Raw genomic sequence first — 12,740 nt, forward strand, 5'->3', positions numbered from 1 at the left:
GCACCGGGATGCCTGGCGCAGGCGGCCGCGAACAGGTCAGCGGATCAGCGGGCTGCCCCCGGGCGCCGTGGTACGCCTCGAGGGTTGGTCTCCCGCGCCGACGCGTATGCACATTACAGAACATTGTCGCGCCGTTGGTGCAGTGCAATCATCGGGATTTGCACTTATAGGGCTGGCCGCCATATCGGCCGCGACTGCGTGCGGTTTTGCACCGCGCTTTTTTGACACGTGCATCATCACGCGTTGACCTGCTGCGGGATCCGGCACGCGCGCGCTCGACGAAAAAAAGCCGCGCGACGACGCGGCTTGCAGGGATCTTGCCGTTCGAACGGACGTGACGGCAGCTTGTTTCGCATAGCGAATCAGCGGGCGTTCGCATGACCGCCCGCTGGCATGCGTGTCAGCGGGTCGTCACACAGCCGTCACCGCGGCCTCGGTTCGCACCGCCGTCGCTTCGCGCGCCGCGCGGCGGTCGGCACGAATCATGTCGCTCGCGCGCTCGGCGATCATCAACGTCGGCGAATTGGTGTTGCCCGATGTGATGAACGGCATCACCGACGCATCGACGATCCGCAACCCGGCGATGCCGCGCACGCGCAGCCGGCTGTCGACCACCGCGCGTTCGTCGTCCGCGCGCCCCATCCGGCACGTGCCGACCGGGTGGAAGATCGTCGTGCCGACCGCACCGGCCGCGTCGACCAGTTCGGCCTCGGTCCGGTATTGCGGGCCCGGCAGGATTTCCTCGGGGCGATAACGCGCAAGCGCCGGTGCGGACGCGATCCGGCGCGTGAGGCGCAGCGCGTTCGCGGCGACGTGCCGATCGTGATCGGTCGACAGATAGTTCGGCGCGATCGCCGGTGCGCTGCCCGGATCGGCGCTCGTGACGTGCACGCTGCCGCGCGACGTCGGCCGCAAATGGCAAACCGACGCCGTAAAGGCGTTGAAGCGGTGCAGCGGTTCGCCGAAGCGTTCGAGCGACAGCGGCTGCACGTGATACTGGAGATCGGGGCGCGTGAGTGCGGGATCGTCCGGATCCGATTTCGCGAATGCGCCCAACTGCGACGGCGCCATCGACATCGGCCCGCGCTGCAGCAGCGCATATTCGGCGCCGATCATCAGCTTGCCCCACCAGTGCGCGGACAGCGTATTGAGCGTACGCACGCCGTCGACGCGAAACGCCATGCGCAATTGCAGGTGATCCTGCAGGTTTTCGCCGACGCCGGACAGATCCTGCACGACGTCGATGCCGAGCGCCTGCAGCCGCCGGCCATCGCCGATGCCCGACAGTTCGAGCAGTTGCGGCGAATTCACCGCACCCGACGTCAGCAGCACTTCCGCTCGCGCGCGCGCGACGTAATCGGTGCCGCCGCCGCGATACTCGACGCCGACCGCGCGCCGACCGTCGAAAATCACGCGCTGCGCATGCGCGCCGGTGATCACGGTCAGGTTCGGGCGCGCCATCGCCGGCCGCAGGAACCCCTTCGACGTATTCCAGCGCACGCCGCGCTTCTGGTTCACTTCGAAGTAGCCGACCCCGGCATTGTCGCCGCGGTTGAAATCGTCGGTCGCGGGAATGCCCGTCTGCTGCGCGGCCTGCGCGAACGATTCGAGGATCTCCCAGCGCAGCCGCTGTTTCTCGACGCGCCAGTAGCCGCCCGCGCCGTGCGCGTCGCTCGCGCCCGCATGGTGATCCTCGCTGCGCTTGAAGATCGGCAGCACGCTGTCCCACGACCAGCCGGCGTCGCCGGTTTCCTGCGCCCAGTGGTCGTAGTCCTCGCGCTGGCCGCGCATGTAGATCATCCCGTTGATCGACGAGCAGCCGCCGAGCACGCGGCCGCGCGGATACGACAGCGCGCGGCCGTTGAGCGCCGCTTCGGGCTGCGTCTTGTACAGCCAGTCGGTGCGCGGGTTGCCGATGCAGTACAGATAGCCGACCGGGATATGAATCCAGTGGTAGTCGTCCTTGCCGCCCGCTTCCAGCAGCAGCACGCTGATGTCGGGATCCTCGGTCAGGCGGTTCGCGAGCACGCAGCCCGCGGTGCCCGCGCCGACGATCACGTAGTCGAATTCGCCCTCGAGCGTGCGTTGAGTACTCACGGCGTGTCCCCTTCTGCTTGTTGTGCGCCGCGCGGCGCGATGCCGCGCGCATGTTCAGCATAGTGCGTCGTGTCGCGCGCCGCGCTCAAGGCCGCGCGCCGCGACCCGATGAAGCGTACTCCCGCGCGCGGCCGCCGATCCAATGAGTTATGCTGAACTGCGTTATAAGCCGCGCTCATATCACGACGATGGATCTCACCCTGCTCCGCGCGTTCGCGACGGTCGCGCGCGAAGGCAACCTGACGCGCGCCGCCGCGCAATTGCACGTCACGCAGCCGGCCGTCAGCCTGCAGATCAAGCATCTGCAGGAAACGCTCGGCGTCGCGCTGTTCACGCGCACGTCGCGCGGGCTCGCGCTCACGCGCGACGGGCAGACGCTGCTGCCGCATGCGGAACGCGCGCTCGCCGCGGCGGCCGACGTGCAGCGCGCCGCCGCCGCGCTGCGGCACGAGGTGCGCGGCCGGCTGCGGATCGGCACGATCCTCGATCCGGGCTTCCTGCGGCTCGGCGGCTTCCTGCGCGCGCTGGTCGAGACCCATCCGCAGATCGAGACCGCGCTGCGGCACGGGATGTCGGGCTGGGTGATCGAACAGGTGCGCGCGCAGGCGCTCGACGTCGGCTACTACATCGGCCGTCCCGAAGAGGACTCGCCGCGCGACGACGCGCTGTTCCACACCGTCACGCTCACGCGCTTCGAATATCGCGTCCTGGCGCCCGCCGGCTGGAAGGAGCGCGTGCAGCGCGCGCACGACTGGCGGGCGCTCGCCGCGCTGCCGTGGATCTGGACGCCGCCGGCGTCCGCGCACCACCGGCTGCTGTCGCGACGTTTCGCGGCGGCCGGCGCGCAGCCGGTGAAGGTCGCCGAGGTCGACCAGGAGCAGTCGATGCTCGACCTCGTCAAATCGGGGATCGGCTTGACGCTCGCGCGCGATTCGACCGCGCTGGCCGAAGCGCATGCGCATGCGCTGACGATCGTCGAACCCGTGACGGTGCCGACCGAACTGACGTTCGTGACGCTCGCCGCGCGGCGCGACGAGCCGGCGATCGCGGCCGCGCTGCGGCTGATCGAAGCGCAGTGGGCGATATGAGCATTGCTGATGTCGATGCGGCCGATTGCGCATCGGGTATCGGTGCGTGATGCATCCCGCGGATCGCCGTCGCGGGCCGAATCACCGCCTCGCCCGCCCCGCGTCGTGTCGCCGCGCCCCCGCCCGCTCGTCACGCCACCATCGCAGGCTTTTTGCTAGATTGTGCGTTCGCACACCGCGAGACCCCGATTGAAGGAGACCCGCATGGCCCGCAACATCGAGATCAAAGCCCGCGCCCGCGAATTCGACCGGCTGCGCGAACAGGCGGCTCAACTCGCGACCGAAGCGCCGTTGTTCTACCGCCAGCAGGATTTCTTCTACGACGTGCCGCGCGGCCGGCTGAAGCTGCGCCGCTTCGAGGACGGCACGCCGGCCGAGCTGATCTTCTACCAGCGCGACGACCGCGACGGCCCGAAGGCGTCGTACTACACGCGCAGCCCGGTCACGAACCCCGACGCGATGCATTCGCTGCTCGCGACCGCGCTGACCACGCGCGGGATCGTGACGAAGGAGCGACACGTGTACCTCGCGGGCCGCACGCGCATCCATCTCGACCGCGTCGACGGTCTCGGCGATTTCATCGAACTCGAAGTCGTGCTCGGCCCGGACGACGACGAAGCCGGCGGCGAAGCGGAAGCGCACGAGGTGTTCGCGAAGCTCGGCGTGGCGCAGGACGATCTCGTCGCGGTCGCGTACGTCGATCTGCTGAACGCCGACACCGAGCCTGAAACGGCCTGATCCGGCCCCGTCTAAGGCGGCGCCGCGCGTCCCGCCTTCAGCGCCCCTGCCGCTGCCGCCTTCCGGTCACGCAGCGCCGGGCGCCAGATGCGCGAGCGGCAGCGCGCCGTTGCGCTTGAAGGTCGTCAGCACGATGTTCGAGCGCACGCTGTCGACGCCCGGCACCCGCATCAGCTTCTTCATCACGAACTGCGACAGCGCGTTGAGATCCGGCGCGACGATCCGCAGCAGGTAGTCGGCATCGCCCACCACCGCATGGCATTCGAGCACTTCGGGCAGCACGTCGATCTGCTGCTGGAACTGCTCGATGATCGAATCGCCGTGATGCTTGAGCTTCAGGCTCGTGAACGCGGTCACGCCGAGCCCGAGCTTTTCGGGGCGCAGCATCACGCGGTAGCCTTCGATCACGCCGGCCGCCTCGAGCCGCTGCAGCCGCCGGCCGATCTGCGACGGCGACAGCGGCACCTCCTCACCCAGCTGCTGATGCGTCGCGCGACCGAAGCGCTGCAGCACGTCCAGCAGCGCGAGATCGAAGTGATCGAGTTCCAGCATGAGCATTCTCCGCATTGATTCGTGATTTGATGCGTCATTATCGCATCATTCGTCAAATCAACGCCAACTATGCGCTCAATCCGCGTGCAGCCCGCTCTACACTTGCATGGTCCCAACCCACAGCGTGCAGAGCCTGATCATGTCCACCGTCGTCACCGCGAAACTGCAGGAGCAGTTCGATGCGGGCCTCGAAACCCGCGCCGATTTCACCATCGACCAGCCGCTGCAGCGCTACGGCCAGGTCGACCACGCGGTGTGGAAGCAGCTCTATGCGCGCCAGTCGGCCTTGCTGCGCGGCCGCGCGTGCGACGCGTTCGTCGCCGGACTCGGCAAGATCGAGCTGCCGGCCGATCGCGTGCCGTCGTTCGCCGACGTGAATCGCCAGCTGAAGCCCGCGACCGGCTGGGAAATCGTCGCGGTACCGGGGCTCGTGCCCGACCGCGTGTTCTTCGAGCACCTCGCGAACCGGCGTTTCCCCGTCACCTGGTGGATGCGTCGCCCCGACCAGCTCGACTACCTGCAGGAACCCGACTGCTTCCACGACCTGTTCGGCCACGTGCCGCTGCTGATCGACCCGGTGTTCGCCGACTACATGCAGGCGTACGGCCGCACCGCGCTCGCGGTCGCCGACGACGAAGCGGCGCTGGCGCGGCTCGCGCGCCTCTATTGGTATACGGTGGAATTCGGGCTGATCCGCGACCCGCGCGGGACCGACGGGCTGTCGATCTACGGCGCCGGGATCGTGTCGAGCAAGGGCGAAAGCCTGTACAGCCTGGAAAGCGCGGCGCCGAACCGCCTCGGGTTCGATCTCGAGCGCGTGATGCGCACGAAGTACCGGATCGACACGTTCCAGAAGACCTACTTCGTGATCGACGATTTCGCGCAACTGTTCGCGCTCGCCGACGTCGACGGCCGCGCGCTGGCCGACCGGCTCGCGGCGCTGCCCGAATTCGCGGCCGGCGCGGTGCTCGACACCGACCGCGTGCTGCATCGCGGCACGGGCGAAGGCTGGCCCGACGACGCCGACGCGTGACGCACCGGGCGCCGCGACGCCGCGGCGCCGACCGCCCGCGGCCGGCTGCCCGTCGCCGCCCACCCGTCGCCCTTTCCGCAACTATGAAACAATGAACGATGCCGGCCTCGCCGCGCGGTGCAGCCGCGTGCGGGCGCCGTTACCGAACGAGAGGTGCAAGATGATCCACAAGCTCACATCCGAAGAACGCAAGACCCGGCTCGAAGGCCTGCCGCACTGGACCGCCGTGCCGGGCCGCGACGCGATTCAGCGCCGCCTGCGCTTCGCCGATTTCAACGAGGCATTCGGCTTCATGACGCGCGTCGCGATCAAGGCGCAGGAGATGAACCACCATCCGGAATGGTTCAACGTGTACAACCGTGTCGATGTCACGCTGTCGACCCACGATGCCGACGGCCTTACCGAACGCGACATCGAACTCGCGCGTTTCATCGACGGCGCCGCGACGCACGCGCAACCCGGCGCCTGAGTCCCGCCTCTACCGCCGCGCGTCTTTCGGTGCGCGGCGCGTCAACTTTTCATTTCGATGAACGTTTTCTAGGATGTACTCAGCGAAAGCCTTCAGCTTTCCAAGCCATCCTTAAGGCGCACGTAAGTCTCGTACGCTTTCCGTGCCTTGGGGTCCAAACCTTCCAGTTGCAGCGCGCTTTCGCGCTGTACAATCAGCAGCGCATACGGCTTGGAAAGCGCGCTGGCCTCTTCGCAGAGTTTGAGTTCGTCGCCGCTCGACGGCGAGCGGGCGCGCCAGAAATTGATCGCGGCTTCTAGGTCGTGGATCGAAATATCGGACATGATTGGATCTAATCGTTCGCTGGCCGCCATGCTTGATGTCAGGCGAGGCGGCGCCCCTGTGGAAACGGCGTCGTGCTGTCCGCGTGCCTGAACCGCCAACCCATTGTACTTGAGCGAACTTCATGCGACTCCTTCTGATCGAAGACGACCGCCCCATCGCACGCGGTATCCAGAGCAGCCTCGAGCAGGCTGGCTTCACCGTCGACATGGTGCATGACGGCATCTTTGCCGAACAGGCGCTGGCACAGAACCGCCACGAACTCGTGATCCTCGACCTCGGCCTGCCGGGCATCGACGGAATGACGCTGCTCACGCGCTTCCGCCAGACCAACCGCCACACGCCCGTGATCGTGCTGACCGCGCGCGACGAGCTGAACGACCGGATCCAGGGCCTGAACTCCGGCGCCGACGACTACATGCTCAAGCCGTTCGAGCCGGCCGAGCTCGAAGCGCGCATCCGCGCGGTGATGCGCCGCAGCGGCCCGCACAGCGACATGCCGCGTCCGGAAGTGTCGCTCGGCGGCGTCCGCCTGTCGGGCGTCGACCGCCGCATCTTCAACGACGACAAGCCGCTCGAACTGTCGCCGCGCGAATTCGCGGTGCTCGAAATGCTGCTGCTGCGTCACGGCCGCGTCGTCAGCAAGGCGCAGTTGCAGGATCACCTCACGCACTTCGGCGGCGATCTCGGCGACACCGCGATCGAAGTCTACGTGCACCGCGTCCGCAAGAAACTCGAGCAGTGCCGGGTCGAAATCGTCACCGTGCGCGGCTTCGGCTACCTGCTGCAGGAAATCCGCCAGACGGCGAGCGTCTGAGCGACGCCGCGCGCCGGCCGGCCGCGTGCCGCGGCGCGCCTGCGTGCGGCTTGCGCGTCGCCGCCCGGCGCACGACCGCGCCGCTCCCCGTGAGCGGCGCTCATCCATTTGCCCGTCGAAATGTCTCCTGATCCGGCTGTGACCACCAGCCTGCGCCGCTCGCTGCTCCGGCGCCTCGCCGCCCCGCTGTCGATGCTCGCGCTGATGAGCGGCCTGATCGCCTACTGGCTCGCGTGGCAGTACACGCAGCACGTGATCGATCGCTCGCTCGCCGATCTCGCGACCGCCATCTCCAAACAGATCCAGATCGCCGGCCCCGACGCGCCGTTCACGGTGCCGCCGCTCGCGCAGGCGATGTTCTCCGATCCGGCCGAAGCGCTGATCTACCGGATCAGCGACGGCGAACAGGAACTCGCCGGCGATCCGAAACTGCCGCTGCAGGGCATCAACGTGCGCCGCATGCACCATGCGTACGTGTTCGAGGCCGAGTACGACAATCGCGCGGTGCGGGTCGCGCAGGTGCGCGTCGACGACGTCGAGGGCGGCAAGCCGATGGTCGTCGAAGTCGCGCAGCCGGTGCGGCACCGCTACCGGATCGCGGCCGAATTCCTCGTCGCGATCATGATGCCGCTGCTCTTGCTGCTGCTCGCGGGCTGGGGGATCGTGTGGCGCGTCGTGAACCAGCAGCTCGGCCCGCTCACGCATCTCGCGGATTCGCTGAACCGGCAGACCCACACGTCGCTGGAGCCGGTCGACGAAACCGACGTGCCGCTGGAGATCCGGCCGCTGACGAGCGCGATGAACGCGCTGCTCGGCCGTCTGAAGACCGCGCTCGACGCGCAGCGCAAGTTCATCGCCGACGCCGCGCACCAGTTGCGCACGCCGCTCACCGCGGTGAAGCTGCATGCCGAGCAGGCGGCCGTCGCGCGCGACCCGCACCAGACTTTCGCCGCGGTACGCGAGCTGCGCGCGGCCGCCGACCGCGCGGTGCGGCTGTCCAATCAGCTGCTGTCGCTCGCGCGTGCCGAGCCGGGCGAACAGGCCGCGCGCTTCGTCGACGTCGACCTCGCGGCGATGGCGTTCGAGACGGGCGCCGAATGGGTGCCGCGCGCGCTCGCGTCGCATGTCGACCTCGGCTTCCAGCGCAGCGACGACCCGGGCGACGACGAGAAGCTGATCGTGCGCGGCAACCCGGTGCTGCTGCGCGAGGTGATCGCGAACCTGCTCGACAATGCGCTGAAGTACGTGCCGCTCGCGCGGCCGGACGGCGCGCGGATCACGGTGAACGTCGCGCGTGCCGCGCTCGAGGGCAACCAGCCGGCCGCCGAGATCGTCGTCGAGGACAACGGCCCCGGCGTGCCCGCGAACCAGCAGGCCGACCTGTTCAAGCGCTTCTTCCGTGGCGACGCGCAAAGCGGCAATGGCGTCGAGACGGGCGCCGGGCTCGGGCTCGCGATCGTGCACGACATCATCGCGATGCATGGCGGCACCGTGTCGTACGAGGATGCACCGGAAGGCGGCTCGCGCTTCGTGGTGCGGGTGCCGCTCGCCGCGCGTACGGAGAAGCCGGCCAGCGAAACGCCGGCCGCGGCGCCGACGCACTGAGCGGCGCGATGTTCGGCGGGCAACCGCGTGCCCGTCGACCGGGCAGCCCGCCGGAACAGGAGCGGAAAGACGGAAAGCGAATGACGGGCCGCCACGATGCGGCAACCGTCGGCTGAAACGACAACGACAGCGCGCGATGCGCTGCCGCCTGCATCACTTCTTGTGCTTCTTGTCCTTCGAACCGGACGCCGACTTGCCGTCCTTCTTGTCCTTCTTCTTTTTCTTCTTCCCGCCTTCGTCGGACGTCGCGAGCAACGTGCCGCGGCACGACTCCGCACCGCAGTGGCACGCGTATTCGCGCTTGAGCTTCTTCGTCAGCTTCGCGTCGATCACGAGGCCGTAGTCGTAGAACAGCTCCTCTTCCGGTTCAATGTCGCGCAGCGCGTGGATGTACACACGGCCTTTGACTTCCTCGGCTTCGCAGTTCGGCGCGCACGAATGGTTGATCCAGCGCGCGCTGTTGCCGTCGATCTTGCCGTCGATCACGCCGCCTTCGTCCAGTGCGAAGTAGAACGTATGGTTCGGCTCGCTCGGGTCGTGCGGATGACGGCGCAGCGCTTCCTTCCACGAGATTCGCTCGCCCTTGTATTCCACTACGCGCTCGCCGGCCTTGATCGGCGCCACGGCGAACACGCCCTTGCCGTGTACTCCCGAGCGGCGCACCGCGATCCTGCGTGAACTCATCGAACCAATCCTTGTGAAGACGACCTGAAGGGAAGCAGCCGCGATCGCGGCCGGGCGCCGCGCAAAACGAAAACGCGGCACCGGTCGGTGCCGCGTCGGGGCATGCGGCGAATCACCCGCATCCTACACGTTCAAGATTGCTTCGTTCAACATCACGCGCAATATTGCGCGATGTACTCAGCGCTGGCCGAATGCGACGTCGCCGAACAGCGCCTTGTGCTCGCGCGGCTGCGAGCGCCAGTATTGCGGCGGCGCCGTCACCTGCGCGCCGAGCTCGGCCGCCGCGTGCCACGGCCAGCGCGGGTCGTACAGCATCGCACGCGCCATCGCGACGAAATCGGCATCGCCGGCCTCGATCAGCCGGTTCGCGTGCGCGGGCTCGTTGATCAGCCCGACCGCGATCGTCGGCATGCCGACCGCGCGCTTCACGGCCTGCGCGAACGGCACCTGGTAGCCGGGCGACAGCGGAATCTTCTGCAGCGGCGACACGCCGCCGGACGACACGTCGATCCAGTCGCAGCCGCGGCGCTTCAGTTCGTGCGCGAACGCGATCGTATCGTCGAGCTCCCAGCCGCCTTCGACCCAGTCGGTCGCGGACACGCGCACGCCGACCGGCCGGTCTTCCGGAAACGCCGCGCGCACGATCTCGAAAATCTCGAGCGGAAACCGCATCCGGTTGTCGCGCGAGCCGCCGTATTCGTCGGTGCGCTGATTCGCGAGTGGCGACAGGAACTGATGCAGCAGGTAGCCGTGCGCCGCGTGTACTTCGATCGCATCGATGCCGAGCCGCGCGGCACGCTTCGCCGACGCCGCGAAGGCTTCGCGGATGCGGTTCAGGCCCGCGGCATCGAGCACGAGCGGCGGCGTCTCGCCGTCCTTGTGCGGCACGGCCGACGGCCCATGCGGCAACCAGCCGCCATCGGCGACCGGAACGAGCTGGCCGCCCTCCCAGGGCGCCGCGCTCGACGCCTTGCGCCCCGCATGCGACAACTGCATCGCGATACGGACCGGCGAATGCTTGCGGATCGCGGCGAGCACCGGCTTCAGCGCGGCTTCGGTCACGTCGTCCCACAGGCCGAGGTCGCCATGCGTGATGCGCCCGTCGGGTTCCACCGCGGTCGCCTCGATGCACAGCAGCCCCGCGCCCGACAGCGCGAGATGGCCGAGGTGAATCATGTGCCAGTCGGTCGCTTCGCCGCGTTCGGCCGAGTACTGGCACATCGGGGAAATCACGATCCGGTTCGGAAGGGTCACGCCGCGCAGCGTGAACGGAGAAAACAGCGCAGTCATGGAAGCCGCTCGTCAGGAAAGGGGAAGAGCGGACGAGCGTAGCACGCACGCCTGAAGCGTGCAGATGGCGCAATCGGCAGTAAGCGGATGGTCAGGTACGGCCGGCCGGGCGCCGGCAGTACGCGGAATGCGCGGTGTACGGCGAGGCGCCGGCCCGCAACGGATGCGGGTCGGGCCGAACCTGTGCAGCGGGCGGAGCCGCCCGCGACGTCAGAGCCCGACGCTGCCGAGCCACTCCGCGAACATGTGCCGTGCGGCCGCCTCGAGCACGGGCCCGTGCTGCGCGGTATCGGCACGCAGCTGGCGCGCGTCGACGCCGGGCGTCGCGGTGATTTCGCCGGCGTTCGCGATCAGCCACGGTTCGAAGCGATCGGTGCGGATCTCGGGATGACATTGCAGCGCCAGCACGTGCTGCCCCCAGGCGAAGGCCTGGTGGCGGCAGGCCGGCGTCGACGCGAGATGGATCGCACCGCCCGGCAGGTCGAACGTATCGCCATGCCAGTGCAGCATCGACGTCGTCGCGCCATCGAGATGGCGCAGCGGCGATGCACGGCCGGCGTCGGTGAGCGTCAGCGGCGCCCAGCCGAGTTCGTGCTGCGCGGCCGGATAGACGCGTGCGCCGAGTGCCCGCGCGATGAACTGCGCGCCGAGGCAGATACCGAGGATCGGCAATCCCGCGTCGATACGCTGGCGCACGAGCGCCAGCAGCGGCGCGATCGTCGGATACTGCGCATCGTCGTACACGCTGAGCGGCCCGCCGAGCACGACCAACAGCGACGGCTCGCGCACGTCGAGCACCTCGACCCGCGACGATCCGACATCGACATAGCGCACCCGTCGACCGCGTTCGCCGAGCACCTGCTCGAAGCTCCCGAGATCCTCGAAATGCACGTGGCGGATCGCCACGACTTCAGCGTTCATCATCGGCCTCCCGGTCGATCGACGGACGTCAGCCTGCGAAAATCTTCCAGGTCTTCTTCTGCGTCGCCGCGTCGGCTTCTTCCTGCACCGAGCAGTCGAGACGCAGATCGCTGTCGGACATCGCGATGTCAAGCGCCGCGCAGTGATGCACGGTCTTCTTCGACGGCTTGCCCGGCTGGAAATGCGTGCACGTGAGGCACATGCGCTGCGGCGGCGTCGCACCGGCCACTTGCAGCTCGCGCAGCGTCTTCAGCAGCGCGCGATACAGCGTGCCCTGCTCGTCCGCGCCGAGCTTGCCGACCGCTTTCGTCAGGAATTCAGGCCATTGCAGCGCCTTCTTCGCGGCCGTGCGGCCACGCGCCGACAGGCGCACGGCCAGCGCGCGTCCGTCGTCCAGCGCACGGCGCTTCTCGACGAGCCCCTTCGTCTCGAGCGTGCTGACCGCATCGCTCGTGGTGGCCGCGGTGAGCTGCGTCTCGCGCGCGATCTCGCCGAGCCGCATCGGGCCCTTGCGCTGCAGCAGCAGCACGAGAATCTCGCCCTGCGTCGGCGTGAGGCCAGCGCCTTCCGCCCAATCCCATGCCTCGCTCCGCATGGCCGTGCTCAACCGCAGCAAGCTGTGGGTCACACGTCCCGCAGCCTGGTTCCCGTAAACGCCTTCGCTCATAGTCTTTTCGCTTTGCCGCCGCCCGGATTGCCGAGCAGCCGTAGTGTGGAGATCGAATGTCTATCTCAAAACAGACACACTCTCTCGAGTGCGTCAGCACGGCCGTCGCGAGGCACACGCGGCGGTCGCGTTCGCGGCGACCGGAGAGACACGCGTCGTTCCGGTGTCCGCAAAGCCGACATTCTAAGCGAGAGCGGAAAATCGCACAGCTAAGTTATCCCCTGCATTCTGTGGAAAATCACTGGATAACCGTCATTTTTCGTTGTGCGCGCAATGTCGCGCGCCCACAAAACGGGGCGCGCCGGCATTGTCCTGTTCGAATCGGCCATCGGCCGCATGGTAATGGTCCACCGGGTTATCCCGCCTGCAGAGCGTTGACTTTGCAGTGGAATATCGGGTTATCCACAGATTTTGAGGACGCCTGGCAACGATTTCGGCGGGACACGGCGCCGAGCGCC

13 protein-coding genes are annotated in these 12,740 nt (G+C 67.9%); 6 read left to right on the plus strand and 7 right to left on the minus strand.

The genetic code is table 11. The annotated features are described in order from the left end of the window. Positions 1-411: 411 nt before the first annotated feature. Positions 412-2,097 carry a GMC family oxidoreductase gene (locus tag H0X90_RS12385; protein WP_077190308.1) on the minus strand — a complete coding sequence of 562 codons (1,686 nt, stop codon included), beginning with the start codon at positions 2,095-2,097 and terminating at the stop codon, positions 412-414. A 188-nt stretch (positions 2,098-2,285) separates the two neighbouring features. Between H0X90_RS12385 and H0X90_RS12390 the strand changes: the two genes are divergently transcribed. Together H0X90_RS12390 and H0X90_RS12395 are read left to right on the plus strand one after the other, a co-directional pair. After that, complete coding sequence (locus H0X90_RS12390; protein ID WP_041489277.1) at positions 2,286-3,185, plus strand: LysR family transcriptional regulator; 900 nt, start codon at positions 2,286-2,288, stop codon at positions 3,183-3,185. Positions 3,186-3,389: 204 nt separating this feature from the next. After that, positions 3,390-3,923, plus strand: coding sequence for a class IV adenylate cyclase (locus H0X90_RS12395; RefSeq protein WP_011546816.1), 534 nt, complete (start codon positions 3,390-3,392; stop codon positions 3,921-3,923). 66 nt (positions 3,924-3,989) lie between these two features. On the opposite strand, the gene H0X90_RS12400 is transcribed toward H0X90_RS12395, so the two are convergent. Then, complete coding sequence (locus H0X90_RS12400) at positions 3,990-4,475, minus strand: Lrp/AsnC family transcriptional regulator (protein ID WP_006408082.1); 486 nt, start codon at positions 4,473-4,475, stop codon at positions 3,990-3,992. A 139-nt stretch (positions 4,476-4,614) separates the two neighbouring features. On the opposite strand from H0X90_RS12400, the gene phhA reads away from it, so the two are divergent. Then, a complete protein-coding gene (gene phhA, locus H0X90_RS12405; RefSeq protein WP_216352971.1) occupies positions 4,615-5,508 on the plus strand; it encodes a phenylalanine 4-monooxygenase in 894 nt (297 codons plus the stop codon). A gap of 91 nt (positions 5,509-5,599) precedes the next feature. Continuing rightward, positions 5,600-5,977, plus strand: coding sequence for a 4a-hydroxytetrahydrobiopterin dehydratase (locus tag H0X90_RS12410; RefSeq protein ID WP_256097641.1), 378 nt, complete (start codon positions 5,600-5,602; stop codon positions 5,975-5,977). A gap of 92 nt (positions 5,978-6,069) precedes the next feature. Here H0X90_RS12410 and H0X90_RS12415 read toward each other — a convergent pair whose 3' ends face one another. Further along, the gene (locus tag H0X90_RS12415; protein ID WP_006401493.1) at positions 6,070-6,300 is read right to left on the minus strand and encodes a DUF3717 domain-containing protein; all 231 of its coding nucleotides are present in this window, start codon (positions 6,298-6,300) and stop codon (positions 6,070-6,072) included. A gap of 122 nt (positions 6,301-6,422) precedes the next feature. Here H0X90_RS12415 and H0X90_RS12420 point away from each other — a divergent pair, with 122 nt between their 5' ends. Together H0X90_RS12420 and H0X90_RS12425 are read left to right on the plus strand one after the other, a co-directional pair. Further along, positions 6,423-7,115 carry a response regulator transcription factor gene (locus H0X90_RS12420; protein ID WP_006401494.1) on the plus strand — a complete coding sequence of 231 codons (693 nt, stop codon included), beginning with the start codon at positions 6,423-6,425 and terminating at the stop codon, positions 7,113-7,115. A 120-nt stretch (positions 7,116-7,235) separates the two neighbouring features. After that, positions 7,236-8,720, plus strand: a complete 1,485-nt coding sequence (locus H0X90_RS12425; protein WP_012492237.1) for a sensor histidine kinase — start codon at positions 7,236-7,238, stop codon at positions 8,718-8,720. Positions 8,721-8,873: 153 nt separating this feature from the next. On the opposite strand, the gene H0X90_RS12430 is transcribed toward H0X90_RS12425, so the two are convergent. From H0X90_RS12430 to H0X90_RS12445, 4 genes are all read right to left on the minus strand, one after another. Further along, complete coding sequence (locus H0X90_RS12430; RefSeq protein WP_006491632.1) at positions 8,874-9,404, minus strand: SET domain-containing protein; 531 nt, start codon at positions 9,402-9,404, stop codon at positions 8,874-8,876. Positions 9,405-9,581: 177 nt separating this feature from the next. Then, entirely contained in the window at positions 9,582-10,694 is a 1,113-nt protein-coding gene (locus H0X90_RS12435) for an NADH:flavin oxidoreductase/NADH oxidase (RefSeq protein ID WP_077190311.1), read from the minus strand. Between the two features lie 210 nt (positions 10,695-10,904). Then, positions 10,905-11,615, minus strand: a complete 711-nt coding sequence (locus H0X90_RS12440) for a glutamine amidotransferase (protein WP_048988798.1) — start codon at positions 11,613-11,615, stop codon at positions 10,905-10,907. A gap of 28 nt (positions 11,616-11,643) precedes the next feature. Continuing rightward, on the minus strand, positions 11,644-12,282 hold the full coding sequence (locus H0X90_RS12445) for a MarR family winged helix-turn-helix transcriptional regulator (protein ID WP_006489994.1): 639 nt from the start codon (positions 12,280-12,282) through the stop codon (positions 11,644-11,646). Between the last annotated feature and the right edge of the window lie 458 nt (positions 12,283-12,740).

It is taken from the genome of Burkholderia sp. 9775_39, from assembly GCF_015712225.1.
Lineage (GTDB): Bacteria > Pseudomonadota > Gammaproteobacteria > Burkholderiales > Burkholderiaceae > Burkholderia > Burkholderia cenocepacia.

Excerpts from the sequence above, each read along its gene's own strand:
- H0X90_RS12430 (WP_006491632.1), bottom strand. The coding sequence starts at position 9,404 with ATGAGTTCACGCAGGATCGCGGTGCGCCGCTCGGGAGTACACGGCAAG.
- H0X90_RS12435 (WP_077190311.1), bottom strand. The coding sequence starts at position 10,694 with ATGACTGCGCTGTTTTCTCCGTTCACGCTGCGCGGCGTGACCCTTCCG.
- H0X90_RS12390 (WP_041489277.1), top strand. The coding sequence starts at position 2,286 with ATGGATCTCACCCTGCTCCGCGCGTTCGCGACGGTCGCGCGCGAAGGC.
- H0X90_RS12410 (WP_256097641.1), top strand. The coding sequence starts at position 5,600 with ATGAACGATGCCGGCCTCGCCGCGCGGTGCAGCCGCGTGCGGGCGCCG.
- H0X90_RS12445 (WP_006489994.1), bottom strand. The coding sequence starts at position 12,282 with ATGAGCGAAGGCGTTTACGGGAACCAGGCTGCGGGACGTGTGACCCAC.
- H0X90_RS12415 (WP_006401493.1), bottom strand. The coding sequence starts at position 6,300 with ATGTCCGATATTTCGATCCACGACCTAGAAGCCGCGATCAATTTCTGG.
- phhA (WP_216352971.1), top strand. The coding sequence starts at position 4,615 with ATGTCCACCGTCGTCACCGCGAAACTGCAGGAGCAGTTCGATGCGGGC.
- H0X90_RS12395 (WP_011546816.1), top strand. The coding sequence starts at position 3,390 with ATGGCCCGCAACATCGAGATCAAAGCCCGCGCCCGCGAATTCGACCGG.
- H0X90_RS12425 (WP_012492237.1), top strand. The coding sequence starts at position 7,236 with ATGTCTCCTGATCCGGCTGTGACCACCAGCCTGCGCCGCTCGCTGCTC.
- H0X90_RS12400 (WP_006408082.1), bottom strand. The coding sequence starts at position 4,475 with ATGCTGGAACTCGATCACTTCGATCTCGCGCTGCTGGACGTGCTGCAG.
- H0X90_RS12440 (WP_048988798.1), bottom strand. The coding sequence starts at position 11,615 with ATGAACGCTGAAGTCGTGGCGATCCGCCACGTGCATTTCGAGGATCTC.
- H0X90_RS12420 (WP_006401494.1), top strand. The coding sequence starts at position 6,423 with ATGCGACTCCTTCTGATCGAAGACGACCGCCCCATCGCACGCGGTATC.